Origin of the sequence: Streptomyces sp. NL15-2K, assembly GCF_030551255.1 — a bacterium.
Taxonomy (GTDB): domain Bacteria; phylum Actinomycetota; class Actinomycetes; order Streptomycetales; family Streptomycetaceae; genus Streptomyces.
The window spans coordinates 10,827,659-10,846,030 of the sequence record NZ_CP130630.1; the positions used below are offsets into that span (position 1 = coordinate 10,827,659).

Consider the following 18,372-nt stretch of genomic DNA (forward strand, 5'->3'; position numbering starts at 1 on the left):
GAAACGCGGCGCTGGCAGCCGCGGTGACGGCCCCGCTACGAGCCGGTGGCGGTCAGTCGGGTCCAGACGGCCGTCTCGCGGAGGTCCGCCGACCGCCCGCCGAGTTCGTCGGGGACAGCATCACGCCCGAACAGCTCCACCAACTCGTGCCCCGAGGCGACTTCTCCATCGCCCAGCTCGCCAAGCGGCTCGGCACTACCACCGCCCACGCCCGCTGCCTCCTGGCCGCGCCCCCGGTCGGCTGGAGCCCACCGCGCTGCTGCCAGACCCAGGAGACCACCGAGCGCAGGTCAGCCGGGCAGCCGTTGGTATCGCCCTGTCCAAGCACGGCGTCCCGATCCGAGGACGCGGCGGACGCCCCGCCTACGATCATCGCTTGCCCGAGATCCTGCACCGTCGGCAAGAGCTCCGCCAGAGCTTCCCACGGGTGATCTGACGAACCGCCAGGTCTTACGGAGCGAGCACGGCCAGTGCGTTCGCCACCGGTGCTGGGTCCAGCGGGCCGATGTGCGGAGCGGTGGGGAAGTCATGGACCCGGAAGGGATTGTGAGGCGTCAGTGCATCGGCCTCCGCGATCATCCGGTCCTGGAGCTTCGTGGCGATCGTCCGGTCCTTGCCGAAGCGGAGATACGTGCGGGGCAGCCGTCCCCAGGTATCCGCCTTGCCGACGGCCCGCCCCGCGTAGGCCGTGGTCGACTCGTCTGTTTGCATGCTGCCGAGCCGCTGCCGGAACGCGCCGTCCGGATAGCCCGCGCACATCATCTCCCTGAGCGCCCTGAGGTCCCCGGCGTCACCCGTGCGGGGATTGAGCCGCATCACACCGAGCTGTTCCGGGTCCCCGATGATCTGGTCGAACGGTATGAGCGCGTTCTCGTTCTCCGGCGCCGCGGTGCAGGCGTCGGGGGTCGGCAGGGCGGGGCTGGGGCAGAAGGCCGCCATGTAGCAGATGTGGTGGAGCAGTTCCGGTACAGCGTTGCTCACCCGGCTCACGGTGGCACCGCCCAGGCTATGGCCGACCAGGACCACTGGGCCGTGCGCCGCCGCGCGGCGCACGATGCGCGTCACGTGCTTCTCGTAATCGTTCAGAGAGAGGGCGGCGACGGGTGAGGGCTCGGTGGCCATGGCCGCCAGGTCCTGCCTCTGGTAGGACTCCGGCACGAACGCCTGCGAGCCGTGCAGCGGCAGATCCACCGCGACGACGCGATGACCGCGCAGGGTCAACTCCTGCGCGACGGGCAGCCAATACGCTCCCGCACTGTGCGTGCCGTGCACCAGCACATACGTACACGGTCCTCCTCTCCCGCCCCGGCTGCCGTCACGCTCGGCCGCGGGCACGGACGCCGTCGCTTCCGTGCCCACACCGAGGACAGTGCCACCCGCGGCGAGGCCAAGCCCCAGCAGCACACCCCTGCGCGTCGTGTTCCCACGCCGAACACCGTCGTCGCCCACCACGTAGTCCTTCGTCATACCTTGACGCTAGGAGCGGCCGACGGCCTCCGGAATGGGGTTGAGTGCCGGAACGGGCTGCGGCAGACCCCCGGAGGCGCACTCTGGTTACCCCCCCCGTCAGGTGGCAAAACACCGTGGACAGTTCCCACGCGGAGCGAGAGTTCCCAGCCGCCGTCCGAAGGCCCCATCGTCGCCGTCGCGTGGGCCAGGCCCGGCCTATCTGTTTGTGACGGTCCTGCCCAGCCACGGCTTCAGACCCCGCTGAACGATCTGCAGCACCTCGTCCGGGGGCAGCTCATCGGCTCGTTCGGTCACAACGAGACCCCAGCGGTTGCGGCGGACTGCGCCAAGTGTCACCGCACGCTCGCGCCGCAAGTACTTCACCGCCGACGCGATGTCAGTCACTGGAGGGCTTACCTCGTACCTGGCCAGTTTTCCGACATACCCGTCCAGCCACTGCGCTCCTTCCCTCCTCGCGGCTCGGGACAATGCAGCCTCGGCATTCCCGTCAAGGAAGACCATGACGGGACCCACCGGCGCGAGCACCTCTGTGAGGTCAGTCATGAACGCGTCGATCATCTCTTCGCCGTGCCCCATGGCCAGCAGCGTCGGCACGAACGGCACCAGTGCGTCCGTGACCACCACGTCATCGCCGCTCGCCAGAACCGAGTCAACGAACTGCGCAGTTGCCGCGGTCAACGTACCCAGGTCGACGGTGCCGGTCGTCTTGAAAGCCTCAGCCGCCCCAGCGAACTGCGGCCGAGTCAGGATCTCCTCCTCACGGAAGTGGTCCACCCGCAGTCCCGCGGCGGCCAGCCATCGGGACAGCCCGGCACACAGAGTCGACTTGCCCACTCCGGGAGATGCTCCCCACACGGTGATCAGAACCGTCATGGCTGCCGAGCCTAGGATCGGCAGCCATCACTGCCAACCGCGCCGCCTCGGCGTGCTTCCGTGCCACAGATCGTGATCTTCATGCCTGAACGGCTCGGCGCCGGTAGTGGCCCACCCGCGACCGGGCCTGGTGGCGGCGTCGCCAGTCGGACCGACCCAGCCGATGGACGGCGTCGAGGGCGGGTCGGACGACGAGCGTGATGAACAAGCGCCGGCTCTCGTTGCAGGTCAGCGGTATGAGGCCGTCCAGTGTGGGGCTGCGGGCGTGTTCGTCCGAGCGGACGACGGCCAGGAAAGCACGCGCGAGCATGGCGAGGGTGACCGCCGCTGCGAACTCCCGCCGCACCAGCGTGCCCTGGTCGGCCTGGTGTACCTGCGCGGGCACGACACGCTCGCCCAGATCGGCGCCGGCTTCGGTGTCTTCTTCTGCACCGCCCACGCCTACGCGTCGGCCGTCCTCGATCTGCTCGCCGACCGCGCCCCGGCCTGCTGCGCGTCCTGCGCGGAGCCGCCCCCGCCTACGTCCTGCTCGACGGCACCCTCGCGGAGTGCGACCGGGTCGGCGAGTGGTGACCGATCCAGCCGGACGGCTGCTGTAGATCTCGAGATCTGGCCCGCACTGCCCGGCCGACCCAGGACCTGACCGCGGCCCGCACCCACCGGATCATCCGGATCTGCGAACGCCAAGGTGTCCGGTTCTCGCTGACCGGACTTACATGGGCGTCGGCTCGTCGGTGACGACACCCCTCAGACGTCCACCGGGCCGCGACCTCACACCGACTCAGCGAACCGTCAACCGAGCGCTGTCCGCGCGCGGGCGTCCTCACCCTGCGGGATCAGTTCCTCTCTCGACCTTGCGCACGGAAACCGATCGGTTTACAGTTGTCGGAAACCGATCAGTTTCCTCCGGGGATTCAGGAGTCCATGATGACGACAAATCGGCCGGTGGCACTCGTGACGGGCGCGTCGTCCGGCATCGGGAAGGAAGCCGCGCTCGCGCTGGTCGCAGCGGGTTTCGACGTGGTCGGCACAAGCCGCGACACCTCACGCGTCACGCCGCTCGACGGTGTGACGTTCCTCGACCTCGACGTGGCCAGTGACACGTCGGTGACCGCCGCGGTGCAGCAGGTGGTCGACCGGTTCGAGCGGATTGACGTCCTGGTCAACAACGCAGGTGTCGGCTTGATGGGTGCGGCCGAGGAAAACTCCATCGCGCAGGCCCAGGGCGTCTTCGACATCAACGTCTTCGGCGTCATGCGCATGGTGAAAGAAGTTCTGCCGCACATGCGCGCCCGTGGGCGCGGACGCATCATCAACCTCTCCTCCGTGGTCGGCTTCCTCCCCGCGCCCTACATGGCCGTCTACGCCGCCTCCAAGCATGCGGTCGAGGGGTACTCCGAGTCCCTGGACCACGAGGTCCGCGGGCACGGCGTCCGGGCGCTCATCGTCGAACCCGCCTACACGAGTACCGGATTCGAGGCCAACAGCCCGCGGCCCGACACGCCCCTGCAGGTCTACGCGGACCCGCGGGGCGCCTTCGACCGCATGATGGAGACAGCGATCAAGGGCGGTGACGATCCCGCCGTCGTCGCCAAGGTGATCGTCGCGGCAGCGACCGACGCGAAGCCGAAAGTGCGCTACACCGCCGGTCCCACGGCCGGACGTGCGAGCGCACTGCGCCGGATCGCTCCTGCCGCGGTCTTCGACAAGCAGATCCGCAAGCTCAACCAGCTGGCCGACTGACCCCCGCCGCCCCGCGCACCCAGCTCGCCCGGAAGCACTGCGGGAGCCGGACCTCTTGGCGGAGGGGGCGCCGGGGTGACCACAGGCGGAGGCGGACGTACAGGCCAGCGAGAGCAGGAAGTTCTGCGCTCCGTGCTCTACATGCTCAACCAGCTCGGCGCGGCCATCGGCATCGCCCTCGTCACGGTCGTCATGAAGACCCTGGGCGACGGGAACGTTCTGGACGCCGCGGTGTCCGAGCAGGCGGCAGCCGACGCCCACGGGATGCGCTGACTGCCGGAACCGGCGTTCGCCCGTGGGCAGCAACTACCTGCGCGCCGCGGGTGCGGGAGCTCTACGGGGCGCCTCGCCCCGCACGCTGGATGAGGTCCTGGGTGATGTCGTGGAGCCGTTTGGCGTCATCGGGGTCGAAGGTGCTGCCGCCCCGCACATTGAGCGGCCGGCGCTCCTGAAAAGCGCTCAGCGTCTCGGAAGGCGGGGAGTCGATCAGCGCGGAGACGAGCCGGACGCCTCCCTGGATGGGAGCGCCGGCCCGCCGCATCTCCTCGGCGCGCACCGTCATCACCGGGTGGAACTCGCCGACGAAGCCGCCCGCGATGTTGCCCGGGAAGAGGAGCACATAGCGAATGCCGCGCTCTTGGTGCTCGGTGTCGAAGTGGACGCCGAGCAGGTCGTTGAGCCTTCCGCCCAGGAGCATCGCGTCCCAGCCGTCGTAGCCGCGCTCCAGCTCCAGGTCGTCCCAGTGGATGGGGACCATGTGGTTGCCGGGCCCCGCAACGTTCACGACGACCGGCTCGGGGGCCTTCTCCAGGCACTCGGCCAGACCGTGGCTCAGCAGGTAACGGCTCAGGTAGAAGAGCGCGAGGTGGTGTTCGATCCCCTCGCTGGTCACGCGGCGGTAGGAGCGGAAGAACCGGGCGCACAGGACGAGCGCGTCCACGACGGGGAAGTCGGACTTGACCTCCTCGACGACCCTCTGGTTCTCACTGACGAGGCTGAGGTCCGCCTCGATGAAGAAGGCACGTCCGCCGTGTCCGTCCTTCTTCGCCTGCCTGAGGTACGTCTCCCCCTTGCCCGCGTCGCGGCTGACGACCACCACCCGGTCCCCGCGCTCGAGGTACGTGTGGGCGAGGGCCTGTCCGAGTCCGGACGTACCTCCCGTGATCACGATGGTTTTCACCGGGAGTCTCCTTGCGTGGACGAGTAGCTCGAAGAGCGTGCTTTTCCAGAGGTCTGCCAGAAGGGCCTGCAGATCCCGGCGATCACAATTCGGCGGTTTCGGTGGGCGTGGCGGGCCGCCGGTTCGGGCTGAGGGTGATGCAGAGCGCCGCGCTGACGACCAGGATCGCCACCACGGTGAAGGTGCAGGCGGCGATGGCCGTGGCGTGACCGCTGCCCTCCACCGTGCCGTAGTAGATCGTGCCGAGGCCCGCGACACCCACCGCGGCGCCGAACTGCTGACTGGTGGTCCAGACGCCGGAGGCCGAACCGGCGTGCTCGACGGGCACCGTGGAGAGGAACAGCGTGGTGAGCGGCGGCATGACGAACGTCGTGCCCACGCCCAGGGCGAAGAGGCCGGGCACCAGCGACCAGCTGCCGATGCTGTCGCCCTCCGAGCCCTGCTCGGCGAGCAGGATGCCGAGCGCGCCCACGGCGCCCACCAGGCAGCCCGTCAGCACCAGCAGACGGCCGAACCGGGCAGTGAACCGGCCCACGAACCCGGCCGTGACCAGGCCGCCCGCGGGGAGCGCGATGCTGACCACACCGGCATCCATCGCGGAGTACTCCTTGCCTTCCTGCAGCCACAGCACGATCACCAGCAGGAACCCGCTGAGCGCCGCGAAGGCCAGCAACTGCACGGCCAGCGCCGCGGCGAGCGTCCGCCGCTGGAACAGTTCGACCGGCAGCAGGGCACCGGCCCGCCGTTCAGGACTGCGGTGCTCGACGAACGCCAGGCCCACCACCAGCGCGAAGCCCGCGACCAGGCAGGCCCAGATCCAGACGGGCCACCCGTAGCTGCGGCCCTCCAGCACCGGGAACACCAGCGCGGCCAGACCGAGGGTGAGCACTCCGGCCGCCGCCAGACGGGGCCGGGCGCCGCCTTCCACCCGGCTCTCCGGCACCAGCCAGGCCGCCACGGCGGCCAGCACCACGGCGACCGGCACCGAGATCAGGAAGATCATGCGCCATCCCGTGCCCGCGATGTCCGCATCGATCAGCACACCCCCGAGCAGCAGACCTCCGGCCTGCGCGGTTCCGGCGACGAGGCCGAAGACGCCGAAGACCGTGCCCCGCTCCCGGCCCTGGAACATGGTGTACAAGAGGCTCATCACCTGCGGGGCGAGCGCGGCGGCCGCCAGCCCCTGCGCGGCACGCGCTGCGATCAGCATGCCGGGAGTGTCCGCGAGTCCGCTCCACACGCCGGTCACGGCGAAGGCGACGACTCCCAGCAGGAAGACGCGCTTGCGCCCCCACAGGTCACCCACCCGGGCAAAGGTGATCAGCGCGGCGGCGAAGGCCAGCAGATAGGCCGCCGCGATCCATTCCACCTGGGTGGGCGTGGCGCTCAGGTCACGCTGAATCGACGGTAAGGCAACGCTCACGATCGAGACGTTCAGCAGGTCGAGCATGAAGGCCAGGGTCAGTACGACCATAGCCGCCCACCTGCGGGGATACGGTGTATCCGCTTCAGGTGGTGCACCTGTCGTGGTTTCAGTTTCTATGGTCACATGCGCTCCCGGCTTGGCCGTTGCGGCGTCTCGGTGGGTCACGATCCAATGCGGACCGATCGGTCCCATGAGTGCGGACCGATCGGTCCGGAAACTGTACCTGGATAATGAGAGGGCGCAAGTGCGTCATGTCAACCGGAGCCTCTGGCTGTTCCAGCGACACCGCGGCAGTGCCGCCGACGATGGATCGGGCGCCGAGCACGCGATGGTGGCGGACCGTCAGGTTCGGCCCCGGCAAGGTCCGCCCATCGACCGCCCCGGACTCAGCTCGCGCCGCTGCGGCTCACCGTCGCGGCGGTTTCGTTGCGGACGACATCCTGGGCGAGCTGGACGGCAATGGCCGCACTCTCTTCCCCGCTGACCCCGGACGCATTGATGTAGAGACCGTTGATGATCAGCAAGATGCGGTCGGCGAGGCGCTCCGGGGCGGGGGCCGAGGTCTGCCGCGCGAGTTCACAGAGCTGCTCGCGGACCGCGCTGAAGTGCTCCAGTGCGACCTGGTGGGCCGGGTGGTCGCGATCGGGGAACTCGGCGTAGGTGTTGCGCAGCGGGCAACCCCGGGTTCCGGGTACGTTCACCCCCACGATGCGGACCAGTTCGACCAGCTGCTCCTGCGGCGCCGTCACGGTCGCGCGCGCGGCTTCCAGCGTGATGTCCCAACTGCGGGCGGCCCGCTGGAGGTAGGCCACCACCAGCTCGTCCTTGCTGTCGAACTCGCGATAGAGCAGGTTCTTCCCGCAGCCCGCCGCATCGATGATCCGCTGCATGCCGACGGCGTGCACGCCGTACCGGTCGAACAAGTCGGCTGCGGCGTCCAGTATGCGGTCACGCGCGGAGGAAACTGGCGTTCGAACCATATTGCCACGCTACCAGACCGATCGGTCCGGCGCCTGGATCGTCACCCGCGGCGCCGCGGGTGCGGAAATCGGCCGGACGGGAGAGCCTTGGCTGCACGTCGAGGCGGTGCCCACGGACGTCGTGGCCGATCCCACCGGGGTGGGCGACGCCTTCCGTGCCGGGTTCCTGGCGGCCGTCGTCCGGGGGCTGCCGTACCCGGAGGCCGGCCGCCTGGGCGGCGCGCTGGCCACCGTGGTGCTGCAGAACGTCGGAACCCAGACCTAGTCACACCTGGCCCGCTGACGCCGGCCGCCGAAGTCATCACCCGGAGGAACGACCATGACCCCATCGGCCCACGAACCGTCGCGCGGGGTGCGCCGGATCATCCTGGACGCCGCGGGGGTGCCGCTGTCCGCACTGCTCAGCGAGCCGGCCGGCGGCACCGCGCGTGCCGTCGTGGTCGCCGTGCACGGCGGCGGCATGAACGCGGGCTACTTCGACTGCCGGGCCCACCCCCAGCAGTCGCTGCTGACGCTGGGGGCGGACCTCGGCTACACCGTCCTGGCCGTGGACCGGCCGGGCTACCGCCACTCCGCCGCCCGGCTGCCCCAGGGGCAGGGCCTGGCGGAGCAGGCCGTCTCGCTGCGCGCGGCTCTGCGCGACTTCACCTCCCGTCACGCAACGGGCGCGGGCCTGTTCCTGCTCGCTCATTCCTACGGCGGCAAGGTGGCGCTCACCGCCGCCGCGGACCCTGGTCTGCCGCACCTGCTCGGACTGGACATCTCCGGCTGCGGCCACGTGTACGCCGTCGAGCCGCACGAGCTGCCCACCGCCCACGACGACAATGGCCGAATGCGCAGGAGCTGGGGGCCGCTGCGTCTGTATCCACCGGGCACCTTCGCGGCGAGCAGCTCGATCGTCGAGCCCGTGCCCGCCCTGGAGCGGGCGGAGCTGGCGCGCTGGCCGCTGGTCTTCCGTACCACGGCGCCCGGCGTCCGCGTGCCCGTACGGCTGACCTTCGCCGAGCACGAGGCGTGGTGGCGCCACGACGACGCGGCCCTCGCCGATCTGGTCGCCCACTTCACGGCCGCCCCGCGCGTGAGCGTCGATCGCCAGCCGGCGGCCGGGCACAACATCAGCCTCGGCTGGGCTGCCCGCTCCTACCATCTGCGCGCCCTCGCGTTCCTCGAAGACTGCCTGATCTCCCGCGAAACGACGCTCACCCCGCCCTCTGCCGTCGATCCCCTCCCGTCCGCGGCGCTCTCCTGACCATGACGGCACCGGTGCCGAAGCCTGCGATGAGGAGACCGGCAAGGGTCGGGCCGATGACGCGGGCGACGTTGAAGTAGGTGGCGCTCAGTGCCGACGCGTTGGGCAGCAGGTCGGCGCCGACCAACTCGCTCACGAACGACATACGGGTAGGGACCTCGACGGCGTTGACGGTGCCCAGGCAGAGGGCGAAAAGGCCTGCGGATGATGCGTCCCTCCGAACTGCTGTGCGTCACGCGGGACGGCCGGACCCGGGTCACGGACGGGCTGAGTCACCTCGTATCGCGCCCGGACCTCGTCGTGCCGTCGGCGGGCACCGTCAACGCCGTCGTTCCCTCCTCGCCGCCCTGGCCGGCACGGCCAGCCGGGGGCGCCCGTCCGGTCGTACGGTGGCCGGGTCCGCGCTCGCGTTCGGCACGTTCGCAGCGCGACTTCAAGCGGCTGGCGGCTGAACGGCCGCAAGTGCTTCGTCATCGACGGTACGACGGCGGATCTGCTCCTCGTCGTCGCCCGTACCGTCGAGGGCCCGTCGCTGTTCGCCGCCGACCGGCAGGTCACCGGCCTCACGGCCGAGCCGATGGAGACTCTCGACGCCACGCGGGCGATGGCCCGGCTGACGTTCGAGGGCGTGCCCGGGGCCCTTGTCGGGGCCGACGGACATGGCGGGCGCATCATGGCCCGCGTCCTGGACATCGCCTCGGTCGCCCTCGCCGCCGAGCAGGCGGGCGGGGCACGCCGGTGCCTGGAGATGAGCACGGACCACGCCCGTACCCGTCACCAGTTCGGCCGGCCCATCGGCTCCTTCCAGGCGGTCAAGCACAAGTGCGCGGACATGCTCGTCCAGGTCGAACTGGCCGAGGCCGCCTCCCGGGAGGCGGCACGGCTGGCCGCCGAGGGCTCCGCGGACTTCCCCGTCGCCGCGGCGGTGGCGCATGTGTGCTGCTCACGGGCGTACATGGTGGCCGCCATGGAGAACATCCAGGTCCACGGCGGCATCGGCTTCACCTGGGAGCACCCCGCGCACCTGTACTTCCGCCGGGCCAAGTCCTCGCAGCTGCTGTTCGGCGGCCCGGCGGTGTACCACGAGCGGTTGCTGGACCGGCTCGGCATCTGACCGGTTTTCAGGGCCTGTCAGTGGCGGGCGACTGCGCGCGAGCGAGTACAGGATCGGCAGGTGGGAGTCCCCGAAGGGGAGCCGGTACAGGCCGTCTTCGCCCTGCCGGAGGAAGCCGCGGGGGTCGATCTCGGTGGCGAGGTGTTCGCCCAGGTGCTTGGTCGTGAGGCCCGCTTCCGCGGCCGCGGTGACGATCTCACCGAGCGAGTACGGGTACTGGACGGTGTCCTGGGCCGGGGTCGTCAGGCCGGGGTCGGCGTAACTGCCGGTCTCCGTCTCGCGCTGGGGCTCGCCCCCGCCGTAGGGCCAGTCGACGACCAGCGGATCGAGGGAGGCGATCGTCTGGAACGCCGGATGCATGTCCACCAGCACCAGGCTCCCGCCGGGCTTCAGCGCCATGGCCGCGCCGCGCATCCAGGCCTTGACGTCGGCGATCCAGCACAGCACCCCGTAGGTGGCGACGACCAGGTCGAAGCGGCCTGCCAGACGCGTGGGCAGCCGCTGGGTGTCGGCCTCGACGAAGGTGGCCTCGAGACCGGCTCGTCCGGCCAGCAGCCGCGCCCGTTCGATCGCCACCGGTGAGAAGTCGACACCGGTGACCCGGGCACCCAGACGAGCCCAGTTCAGCGTGTCCATCCCGAAGTGGCACTGCAGGTGGAGCAGGTCCTTCCCGCTCACGTCACCCGCGAGCTCACGCTCGAGGGCATAGAGCGTCTGGCGCCCGGCGAGGAACGACTCGATGTCGTAGAACCTGTCCGTGGGAGTCGAACCGTGGACGCGGGCACGCTGGTCCCACAGCGCACGATTCAGCGCGAGGCCGTCTTCGCCGTTCGACATCGCGTCGGTCATGGGTTCGGTCATGCGCCGAGAATGACACACCTCGGCGGGCGGGTTCAGCCGCGGGCGGCCTCACCGAGCAGCGCCTTCGCGATGATCACCTGCTGGATCTGGCTGGTGCCCTCATAGATCCGGAACAGCCGGGCGTCGCGGTGGAAACGCTCGACTGCGACACCGCGCATCTCTAACTGTTTAGAGGAGGCAAGGGGTGAGGGTGAGGCGGCTCGGCGGAGCCGGTCAGTCGAGGAGTTCGAGTACCGTCTTGGGCCCGGCCGCGTTCACGACGTCGTCGGCGGCGGTCAGGTGGCGCTGCCACAGCTTTTCGGCCTCGTCCGCCTTGCCGGACTCGATCAGGCCCACCAGTCGCACATGCGCCCGGTGGCCCTTGAGGGCCTGCGCCTTCCGGGTCCCGGAGTCGGTGGCGGCCGCGGTGTACGAGGCGTTGGCCCGGTCGATGATGTTGCGCACCATGCCGCACAGCAGGGCCAGGGTCTGGTTGCCGGTGAGTTCCACCAGCAGGGCGTGGAAAGTGTCCTGCGCCTCCACCAGGGCGAGCGGGTCGTCCAGGACGGCCTTCTCGGCGGCCACCGCGTCGCGCAGTCGCTTGATGTCGCCGGCCGTGTGCTTGGTGGCGAGCGTGCGCGCGCAGGGCGGCTCGATGAGGGCTGCCGCGCGGTGGAGGTCGCCAAGGGTGGTGCCGCGGTACTCAAGGATCAGGCCGGCGAAGCGGGCGGCGACGTCCGCGCCGGGCGCGCTCACCCGGGCGCCGCCGTGGGCCCCGCGGCGCACCGTGATCAGGGACTCCGACTCCAGGACGCGGAAGGCCTCGCGCAGGGTCGGCCGCGAGATGCCGAACTGCTCCATCAGCCCCGACTCCGGGGGCAGTGCGTCACCGGGCTTCAGCTCACCCCGTACGATCTGGCGGCGCAGGTGTGCGGCGACAAGTTCGGCGGTCTTCGGTACGCGCACCTGGCGCCCGACGCGGCCGCGCGAGGGTGCGGGCACGGTCGCCGTCTCTGCTGCGCGGGCTGCCTCGGCCACGATGCTCTCCTCATGGATATAGCTAAATGAATCGTCTTAGTGCATCGAAGGTACCAGGCCAAAGGATTGGTGAATCCTCACCGAGCTCACCGACGACGGGGTCATGCTGCTCACCCTGAACCGGCCCGAGCGGCACAACGCCTGGACGCTGGAGATGGAACTGCTCTACAACGAGCTGTTCGACCGGGCGGAGACGGATCCACGGGTACGGGCCGTGGTGCTCACCGGTGCCGGACGCGGATTCTGCCCGGGGATGGACATGAGCGTGCTGGACGGGGCATCGTCCGGCGCCCGCCCGTGGCCGACCGGCCAGCTGTCTCCGCGCACCCGCCCCCTGTCCTTCCCGAAGCCCGTCGTGGCGGCCGTCAACGGCGCCTGCGCGGGTATCGAGTTCAACCAGGCACTGATGTGCGACGTCCGGTTCGCCGTGCCGCACGCCAAGTTCGCCGCCGCCTTCAGCGCACGCGGACTCGTGGCCGACGACGGGGTGTCCTGGCTCCTGCCGCGGCTGATCGGCTACGGCAACGCCGGCGATCTGCTGCTGTCCTCGCGCCGGATCACCGGGACGGAAGCCCTGGCGATGGGCCTGGTCAACCGCCTGGCCGAGCCGGAGGAACTGCTCCCGGCGGCGCTGGCGCACGCGACCGAACTGGCGCGCTCGGCGAGCCCGTACGCGATGTCCCTCATCAAGCGGCAGCTCGCCGAGGACCAGACGAGGACCTTCACCGAGAGCCGCGACCACGCGGCCGCCCTCCTGGCCACGGCGAAGCGCGCACCGGACTACCGCGAGGGTGTGCTCAGCTTCGTCGAGCGGCGGCAGCCGGAGTTCGCGCGGCTGGGGGAGACCGCGTCGGAGTCGGCGGAGGCCGCGTCATGCCCGGCGCCGAACTCCCGCTGCACCGTCGTACGATCACCGGCACCGCCCACGAGGAGGACGGCGACGAGATGTCGGTCGAGGCGGCACTGCGCGACGAGCGCGCCTGGGCTGAGCCGTCGGCGGGTGTCGTCCACCGGATGGTGCTCGCGGTGCGCATCCGTCTCGCGGACATGGTGATCGTGGCCGCCGACGCGGACATGCGGGACTTCCCGCACGCCGAATGCCCCTTCATCACCCCGGTCTTCGACGGCCTGGCCGGACTCAGTGTCGCCGCCGGATACAACCGGGCGATCCAGGAGCGGTTCCGCGGTGTGTCCGGCTGCACGCACCTCTACGAGCCGGCCCGCGCACTCGGCCCCGCGGTCGTGCAGGCGGCCATCTCGGCGGGCGCGCGCAGTCGTGAGGCCGGAGGGCCGTCCGCCGCCGAGGCGGGCGCCGTGAGCGACGGCCTTCGGTCGGTAGCCGGTGTCGGCCCCAGGCCTTGGTAACGCGAGGGTTCGCGGCGGCGATGCGGGAGAGCACGTGGATGCCGCCTGCGTTGTCGGAGACGCTGGCGGCTGTCACCCGGACGGCCAGCAGCAGGCCGAGGGTGTCCACGCCGAGATGTCGCTTGCGGCCCGCGATTTTCTTGCCGGCGTCAATGACCTCGTCGGTGTCCCGCTCATCCCACACGTGATCGAAAAGGGCCCGGCCGAGACGAGCGCCGGGTGTCCTCACCGGAATCTCAGGTTGCGGCGGGGTATTCAGGGTTAACCCACGCAAAAGGTGCATTATGTACGCGCACTATCGACATCTCAGGAGGGCGTGCCGTGGGCGTTGCACACACATCGAACGGGTCCGGGCAGTGGTCACGGCGGGGTGTCCTCGCCGCGCTCGGTGCGGTGCCGGCCGTTGTCCTGACCGGCCGCAGCGGCTCGGCGAACGCCTCGGAAGGCGCCCCTCGGAAGACCGCGAGCTCCACCACCAAGTCGCGCACGAAAACCTTCGTCGGCCACGTCACCCCAGAGGCCGGCTGCACGTCCGGCGTCGGCATGCCCGTGTCGATCAACTTCACGCACAGGGTCACGAACAAGGCCGCCGTCGAAGAGGCGATCACGGTGACCGCCGAACCCGCGGTCGAGGTGGTCGGTCACTGGTTCAGCGACACCCGGCTCGACTTCCGGCCGGAGACCTACTGGGCGTCCGGCACGACGATCAGGCTCAACCTGCGACTGAAGGACGTCGAGGGCGCGGCCGGCGTCCACGGGGTCCAGTGCGAGGACGTCACCTTCCACATCGGGCGCGAGCAGATCAGCACCATCGACCTCGACAGCATGGAGATGACCGTCATGCGGGAGGGTGCGACCGTCGCCACCTATCCCGTCACCGGCGGCGACGCGGACCACCCCACCTGGTCCGGGATCATGGTGATCAGCGAACGGCGCAAGCAGACCCGCATGAAGTCCTCCACGGTCGGCCTCGGCGACGAGTACGACATCCCGGACGTCCCGCACGCCCAGCGGCTGACCACATCCGGCACCTTCATCCACGGCAACTACTGGGCCTCCCGCTCCGCCTTCGGACACGAGAACACCAGCCATGGCTGCGTCGGCCTGTGCGACGCCAAGGGGGGAAACGACCGCTCCAAGGACGGCTACAAGTTCTACGAGAGCTCGATGCTCGGCGACGTCGTCATCGTGGAGAACTCGGGCGAGGAGACCGTCGATGCGGCCAACGGTCTCAACGGCTGGAACCTGTCGTGGGAGGAATGGAAGGAGGGGAGTGCGCTTTAGAAGGGACTTCACGCAGCGGATGGTTGGCCGCGGTGAACTGACGGCGGCCATGACGAGCGGCTCTGATCCACTCCTTGTGGCCGTGTGACGTTGCGTTACGGACCGCTGATCGGTTGACCGTTCGTGTGGATGCAGCGTGCTCTGTACCTGCCGTCGCGGCGCGGCCGGGTGAGCCGGCAGACATCCGCGCCGGCCCCGGCCGGGCGCCTCGCGGCCCGGCCGGCCGCGAACCTGTCGATCCCGACCGGCGCGAAACTCCCTGCTCGGGCTGCTGGGCCAGCGCCTACGCCGAGGCCGTCCGCGCCGCCTGTCCCGACGCCACGCAGGTCGCAGGCAGGTTTCATCTGTGGAAGAACCTGTGCGAGGCAGTCGAGAAGTGCGTTGGCGAACATCGCAAGTATCTGGCAGAGCCCTCGGAGGACACGACCGCCGACAAGCGATCAAGCGACGCGAGCGCCACGCCGCGGTGCATGCCCTCTACGACAAGGGCGTGCAGATCGAGCTGATTGCCAAGACCCTCGGGCTCGACCGCAAGACCGTGCGACGCTACGCACACGCCGCCACCCCCGACGATGCCTCCCGCGGAACCGGCTCCCCGCCGCTACGGCCAAATCCACGCCTACTCGCTTTATCTGTACCGGCGTTGGAACGAGGGGCCGCACGGATGCGGCACGGCTTCATGCGGAGATCGTCGAGCTCGGCCACTGCGACAGTAAGCGGACCGTCCGCCGTCGCCTGCAACAGATCCGGGTCGGCGAGAGCAACGCGCTCAAGCGCAAGCAACTCCTGGCCCGCTGCCCGGAATTGGCAGCAGTCACCGACTGCGTGCGCGCCTTCGCCCAGAGGATGACGTAGCGCCGCGGCAGCGACCTCCGCAGCTGGCTCACCCGTGCCGATCACACCGGGCCGAAGCCACCGCGGACTGAGCATCGTCACCCTCTGCGACCGGACCACAGCAAGTGGGTCAGAGCCCATCTCGATGGGCCATCGGGGCGAACTCCTGGTCGCATACAGGGAGAACGAAATTACTTTTGTCAGAATGTATGCCGATATACCCCATCCATGACCCGAGGATGCAGCAGTGACCAGCACTCTTCGTACGGGCAGCACCGACAGTGAGCGAGGACTGCCGATGGCGCAGGTGGACACGGCGGAAACCGGGCAGGCCAGCCTCCGCCGGGACACCGGCTCCGGTACCTGGCGCCCGGGCATCCGGCGGGTGCTCCGCATCGGCTTCCGGCCGGGGCCGTGGAAGCGCGGCCTGGTGCTCGCGGCGCTGGCGGTGCTGCTGGGCCTGTTCATGCTGCTGCACGCGAAGATCCCGAACCGGATCGGGAACCTCGGCAGCCTGGCGGAGACCGTCCTGCCGTGGCTCGGCCTGTTCATCCCGGTGCTGCTGGCCAGGGCGGTGTGGCGCCGCTCCGCCTCCGCGGTGGTCGCGCTGCTGCTGCCGGTCCTGGTGTGGCTGAACCTCTTCGGCGGGCTGCTCGGCGACAAGTCCCACCCGGGCGGCGACCTCACCGTGGCCAGCCACAACGTCGGTGCCGGCAACCCCGACCCGGTCGGCACCGCCCGCGACCTGGCCGCCTCCGGCGCGGACGTGCTGGCCCTGGAGGAGATCACCCCGCAGGCGAAGCCGCTGTACGAGGAGGGTCTGGCGAAGGCGTACCCGTACCACACGGTGCGGGGCACGGTCGGGCTGTGGAGCAAGCTGCCGCTGTCGGACACCCAGCCGGTCGACATCAAGCTGGACTTCGGGCCGCTGGCGGACACGATGGACTCGAACCGGGCGCTGCGCACCACGGCGGCCACGGATCAGGGTCCGCTGGCGGTGTATGTGGCCCACCTGGGGTCCGCACGGGTGAATGCCAGGGCGGGCTTTTGGACAGACTCGCGGGACACCAGCGCGCAGGCGCTCGGCAAGGCCATCGCCGCCGAGCGCAATGAGCGGGTGGTGCTGCTCGGCGACCTGAACGGCACCATGGACGACCGCGCGTTCGCCGACATCACCTCGCAGCTGCGCTCGGCCCAGGACACGGCCGGGGATGGCTTCGGCTTCACCTGGCCGGCAAAGTTCCCGGTGGTGCGGATCGACCAGATCCTGGTTCGCGGCGTGAAGCCGGAAAGCTCGTGGTCGCTGCCGGCCACCGGCAGCGACCACCTGCCGGTGGCGGCCGGAATCAGCTGGTGAACATGGCGTAAAGCCTCCGGATCAGTCCCGCGCCTCTCGCAGGATCTGCTGTCGCAGATCAAGCCGCGTCCCGGGCATCCGCACCCGGGGCGCACGTTCGCGTCAGGCCCAGCAGCCGTTCACGGTCGCGGCGAGGCCGTCCATCGCGTCCTTGACGGCGCTGCCGTCGGCCGTGGAGCCGTTCTCCACGAAGGAGAAGACCTTCCACCGGCCGTCCTTGCCCTGGGTCAGGCCGCTCAGTGCGATGGCGCCGGTGAGGGTGCCGGTCTTCGCGTGCACCTTGCCGAGGGCGCACCGCGAGTTCGCGTCGTCGAAGCGGCCCCACTCCGGGCCGAGAGTGCTGCCGGCCTCGCCCGCGACCGGGAGGCCGTCACGGATCGAGCTCAGCCGGTGCTCATAGCGCTCCTCAGTCAGCAGGTCGAGGATCTCCGCCAGGGTCCGGGCCGGGATGCGGTTGGCACGGGAGAGGCCGCTCCCGTCGTACATCTCGAAGTTCTCCAGCGACACTCCGTACCGCCGGCTCAGCACATCGCGTACGACCGCCGTGCCGCTCTCGAACGTGGCGGGCCGCCCGGCGCGCAGCGCGGTCATCCGCAGCAGGGTCTCGGCGATGTTGTTGTCGCTGACCTTGATCATGTGGTGGACGATGTCCGACAGCTTGGCGGACTTGTGGCGGGCCACCGGTACGTCGGTGATGTCTGCCGTCCGGCGTGTGACCTCGCCGTCCACGGTGATGCCGTCGGCGGCGAGTTGCTTGGCGAGGACCTGTCCGGCGTCGATCGAGGTGTCGTTGACGCCGTGTCCGTCAACGGCGAGGGCGCGGACCGGAGCGACGGTGTCGGGGTAGTAGCCGTCGTTCCAGCCGGGGGCCAGGGTCGGTTCGGGGAAGAGGCTGTCGTCCACGGCGACCTTCACGCCGGTGAGGCCCGCGGCCTTCAGCCCGGCCACCGCGTCCTTGGCCATTGCGCCGAGATCGGCGCTGGTCAGGGTTCGGTCGCCGCCGCCGACGAGGGTGAGGGTGCCGTCGCCGTAGACGACGTTCGTCTTGAACCGGTGGTTCGGGCCGAGCACGGTCAGGGCGGCGGTCGCGGTGGCAAGCTTGGTGTTGGATGCCGGCGTCAGCGCGGTGGCGCTGTTGTGGTCCCAGACGGTGCCGTCCGACTCGGCGTCCAGCACCACGCCGCTGACGTTGCCGCCCAGGCGCTCGTCGAGGACGCGGGTGTCGAGGTTCGCGGCGACAGCTTGGTCGGCGGAGTCGAGGCCTTCGTTCGTGTCCCCGGCCGTGCCGGGGTTCGTCGCGGTGGTGTTCCCGTCGGCGGCGAAGGCCGAGGGGCCGACGAGCGCCACCGACGCGACGGGCACGGCCATGGCCAGGACCAGGGCGCGGCGGGCGCCCGCGCCGAACTGTTTCCGCTTGCGGTGCCCGTGGCGACCGTTCGGCGTGAAGGCGGGCGGGGGCACGACTTCGGTTCTGTGATTCATGGGGGGACTTTCCGTGATGTGCGGCGGCGGAAGGACAAGCCGACGTAGGGGAGAAGGGTTTGGCCCTGTGGCGCGAAATGATCAGTGCCGCACAAGTGGTCACATGAACCCCATGGCCCACGAATGGATCCGTTTCT

At 70.0% G+C, this 18,372-nt stretch carries 18 protein-coding genes and 6 pseudogenes; 11 read left to right on the forward strand and 13 right to left on the reverse strand.

Translation table 11 applies throughout. The features are described from left to right. Nucleotides 1–35: 35 nt before the first annotated feature. The 4 genes and pseudogenes from Q4V64_RS47375 to Q4V64_RS47390 all read right to left on the reverse strand — a co-directional run. Nucleotides 36–209 (reverse strand): hypothetical protein, encoded by a 174-nt coding sequence (locus Q4V64_RS47375; protein WP_172629004.1) that lies wholly within the window; start codon nucleotides 207–209, stop codon nucleotides 36–38. Between the two features lie 241 nt (nucleotides 210–450). Continuing rightward, the gene (locus tag Q4V64_RS47380; RefSeq protein WP_124437533.1) at nucleotides 451–1,467 is read right to left on the reverse strand and encodes an alpha/beta hydrolase; all 1,017 of its coding nucleotides are present in this window, start codon (nucleotides 1,465–1,467) and stop codon (nucleotides 451–453) included. A 198-nt stretch (nucleotides 1,468–1,665) separates the two neighbouring features. Then, nucleotides 1,666–2,343, reverse strand: a complete 678-nt coding sequence (locus Q4V64_RS47385) for a hypothetical protein (RefSeq protein ID WP_124437532.1) — start codon at nucleotides 2,341–2,343, stop codon at nucleotides 1,666–1,668. A gap of 79 nt (nucleotides 2,344–2,422) precedes the next feature. Then, nucleotides 2,423–2,689: pseudogene (locus tag Q4V64_RS47390) on the reverse strand (IS701 family transposase); the annotation flags it as partial. Between Q4V64_RS47390 and Q4V64_RS47395 the strand changes: the two are divergent. The 3 genes and pseudogenes from Q4V64_RS47395 to Q4V64_RS47405 all read left to right on the forward strand — a co-directional run. After that, nucleotides 2,657–3,155, forward strand: a pseudogene (locus Q4V64_RS47395) (transposase family protein); the annotation flags it as partial. The pseudogenes Q4V64_RS47390 and Q4V64_RS47395 sit on opposite strands and share 33 nt — an antisense overlap. A 115-nt stretch (nucleotides 3,156–3,270) precedes the next feature. Beyond that, nucleotides 3,271–4,086: an oxidoreductase gene (locus Q4V64_RS47400; protein WP_216377535.1), complete on the forward strand. Its 816-nt coding sequence runs from the start codon at nucleotides 3,271–3,273 to the stop codon at nucleotides 4,084–4,086. 75 nt (nucleotides 4,087–4,161) lie between these two features. Continuing rightward, the gene (locus tag Q4V64_RS47405; RefSeq protein ID WP_124437530.1) at nucleotides 4,162–4,359 is read left to right on the forward strand and encodes a hypothetical protein; all 198 of its coding nucleotides are present in this window, start codon (nucleotides 4,162–4,164) and stop codon (nucleotides 4,357–4,359) included. Between the two features lie 61 nt (nucleotides 4,360–4,420). Here the strand turns inward: Q4V64_RS47405 and Q4V64_RS47410 are convergent, their stop codons facing one another. From Q4V64_RS47410 to Q4V64_RS47420, 3 genes are all read right to left on the reverse strand, one after another. Further along, nucleotides 4,421–5,266 (reverse strand): SDR family NAD(P)-dependent oxidoreductase, encoded by an 846-nt coding sequence (locus Q4V64_RS47410; RefSeq protein WP_124437529.1) that lies wholly within the window; start codon nucleotides 5,264–5,266, stop codon nucleotides 4,421–4,423. 82 nt (nucleotides 5,267–5,348) lie between these two features. After that, nucleotides 5,349–6,740 carry an MFS transporter gene (locus tag Q4V64_RS47415; protein ID WP_172629003.1) on the reverse strand — a complete coding sequence of 464 codons (1,392 nt, stop codon included), beginning with the start codon at nucleotides 6,738–6,740 and terminating at the stop codon, nucleotides 5,349–5,351. Nucleotides 6,741–7,078: 338 nt separating this feature from the next. Then, nucleotides 7,079–7,672 (reverse strand): TetR/AcrR family transcriptional regulator, encoded by a 594-nt coding sequence (locus Q4V64_RS47420; RefSeq protein ID WP_124437527.1) that lies wholly within the window; start codon nucleotides 7,670–7,672, stop codon nucleotides 7,079–7,081. Nucleotide 7,673: 1 nt separating this feature from the next. Here Q4V64_RS47420 and Q4V64_RS47425 point away from each other — a divergent pair, with 1 nt between their 5' ends. Both Q4V64_RS47425 and Q4V64_RS47430 read left to right on the forward strand, forming a co-directional pair. Beyond that, nucleotides 7,674–7,937 (forward strand): PfkB family carbohydrate kinase, encoded by a 264-nt coding sequence (locus Q4V64_RS47425; RefSeq protein ID WP_253266735.1) that lies wholly within the window; start codon nucleotides 7,674–7,676, stop codon nucleotides 7,935–7,937. 54 nt (nucleotides 7,938–7,991) lie between these two features. Next, on the forward strand, nucleotides 7,992–8,921 hold the full coding sequence (locus Q4V64_RS47430; protein ID WP_172629001.1) for an alpha/beta hydrolase: 930 nt from the start codon (nucleotides 7,992–7,994) through the stop codon (nucleotides 8,919–8,921). On the opposite strand, the pseudogene Q4V64_RS47435 reads toward Q4V64_RS47430, so the two are convergent. Then, nucleotides 8,920–9,117 (reverse strand): annotated as a pseudogene (locus tag Q4V64_RS47435) (MFS transporter); the annotation flags it as partial. The gene Q4V64_RS47430 and the pseudogene Q4V64_RS47435 overlap by 2 nt on opposite strands. A 243-nt stretch (nucleotides 9,118–9,360) precedes the next feature. On the opposite strand from Q4V64_RS47435, the pseudogene Q4V64_RS47440 reads away from it, so the two are divergent. Further along, nucleotides 9,361–9,930 (forward strand): annotated as a pseudogene (locus tag Q4V64_RS47440) (acyl-CoA dehydrogenase); the annotation flags it as partial. Here the strand turns inward: Q4V64_RS47440 and Q4V64_RS55780 are convergent. From Q4V64_RS55780 to Q4V64_RS47455, 3 genes are read right to left on the reverse strand one after another with little or no spacing between them, the layout of a single operon-like run. Next, nucleotides 9,865–10,896 (reverse strand): methyltransferase, encoded by a 1,032-nt coding sequence (locus tag Q4V64_RS55780; RefSeq protein WP_348540831.1) that lies wholly within the window; start codon nucleotides 10,894–10,896, stop codon nucleotides 9,865–9,867. The pseudogene Q4V64_RS47440 and the gene Q4V64_RS55780 sit on opposite strands and share 66 nt — an antisense overlap. A 32-nt stretch (nucleotides 10,897–10,928) precedes the next feature. Next, a complete protein-coding gene (locus Q4V64_RS47450; RefSeq protein ID WP_253266733.1) occupies nucleotides 10,929–11,054 on the reverse strand; it encodes an acyl-CoA dehydrogenase family protein in 126 nt (41 codons plus the stop codon). A 55-nt stretch (nucleotides 11,055–11,109) separates the two neighbouring features. Then, nucleotides 11,110–11,913: a GntR family transcriptional regulator gene (locus tag Q4V64_RS47455; RefSeq protein WP_124437525.1), complete on the reverse strand. Its 804-nt coding sequence runs from the start codon at nucleotides 11,911–11,913 to the stop codon at nucleotides 11,110–11,112. A 103-nt stretch (nucleotides 11,914–12,016) separates the two neighbouring features. On the opposite strand from Q4V64_RS47455, the gene Q4V64_RS47460 reads away from it, so the two are divergent. Further along, on the forward strand, nucleotides 12,017–12,967 hold the full coding sequence (locus Q4V64_RS47460; RefSeq protein ID WP_253266732.1) for an enoyl-CoA hydratase-related protein: 951 nt from the start codon (nucleotides 12,017–12,019) through the stop codon (nucleotides 12,965–12,967). Continuing rightward, on the forward strand, nucleotides 12,859–13,278 hold the full coding sequence (locus tag Q4V64_RS55785) for a DUF2889 domain-containing protein (RefSeq protein ID WP_253266731.1): 420 nt from the start codon (nucleotides 12,859–12,861) through the stop codon (nucleotides 13,276–13,278). Before Q4V64_RS47460 ends, Q4V64_RS55785 begins: the two co-directional genes overlap by 109 nt. Before the next feature lie 52 nt (nucleotides 13,279–13,330). On the opposite strand, the pseudogene Q4V64_RS55790 reads toward Q4V64_RS55785, so the two are convergent. Next, a pseudogene (locus Q4V64_RS55790) lies at nucleotides 13,331–13,429 on the reverse strand (transposase); the annotation flags it as partial. Nucleotides 13,430–13,599: 170 nt separating this feature from the next. Here Q4V64_RS55790 and Q4V64_RS47475 point away from each other — a divergent pair. From Q4V64_RS47475 to Q4V64_RS47485, 3 genes and pseudogenes are all read left to right on the forward strand, one after another. Beyond that, nucleotides 13,600–14,562 carry an Ig-like domain-containing protein gene (locus Q4V64_RS47475; RefSeq protein ID WP_124437523.1) on the forward strand — a complete coding sequence of 321 codons (963 nt, stop codon included), beginning with the start codon at nucleotides 13,600–13,602 and terminating at the stop codon, nucleotides 14,560–14,562. 275 nt (nucleotides 14,563–14,837) lie between these two features. Further along, nucleotides 14,838–14,944 (forward strand): annotated as a pseudogene (locus Q4V64_RS47480) (transposase); the annotation flags it as partial. Nucleotides 14,945–15,694: 750 nt separating this feature from the next. After that, nucleotides 15,695–16,753, forward strand: coding sequence for an endonuclease/exonuclease/phosphatase family protein (locus Q4V64_RS47485; RefSeq protein ID WP_348540852.1), 1,059 nt, complete (start codon nucleotides 15,695–15,697; stop codon nucleotides 16,751–16,753). Nucleotides 16,754–16,855: 102 nt separating this feature from the next. On the opposite strand, the gene dacB is transcribed toward Q4V64_RS47485, so the two are convergent. After that, nucleotides 16,856–18,235, reverse strand: a complete 1,380-nt coding sequence (dacB, locus tag Q4V64_RS47490; protein WP_124444586.1) for a D-alanyl-D-alanine carboxypeptidase/D-alanyl-D-alanine-endopeptidase — start codon at nucleotides 18,233–18,235, stop codon at nucleotides 16,856–16,858. Nucleotides 18,236–18,372 lie beyond the last annotated feature (137 nt).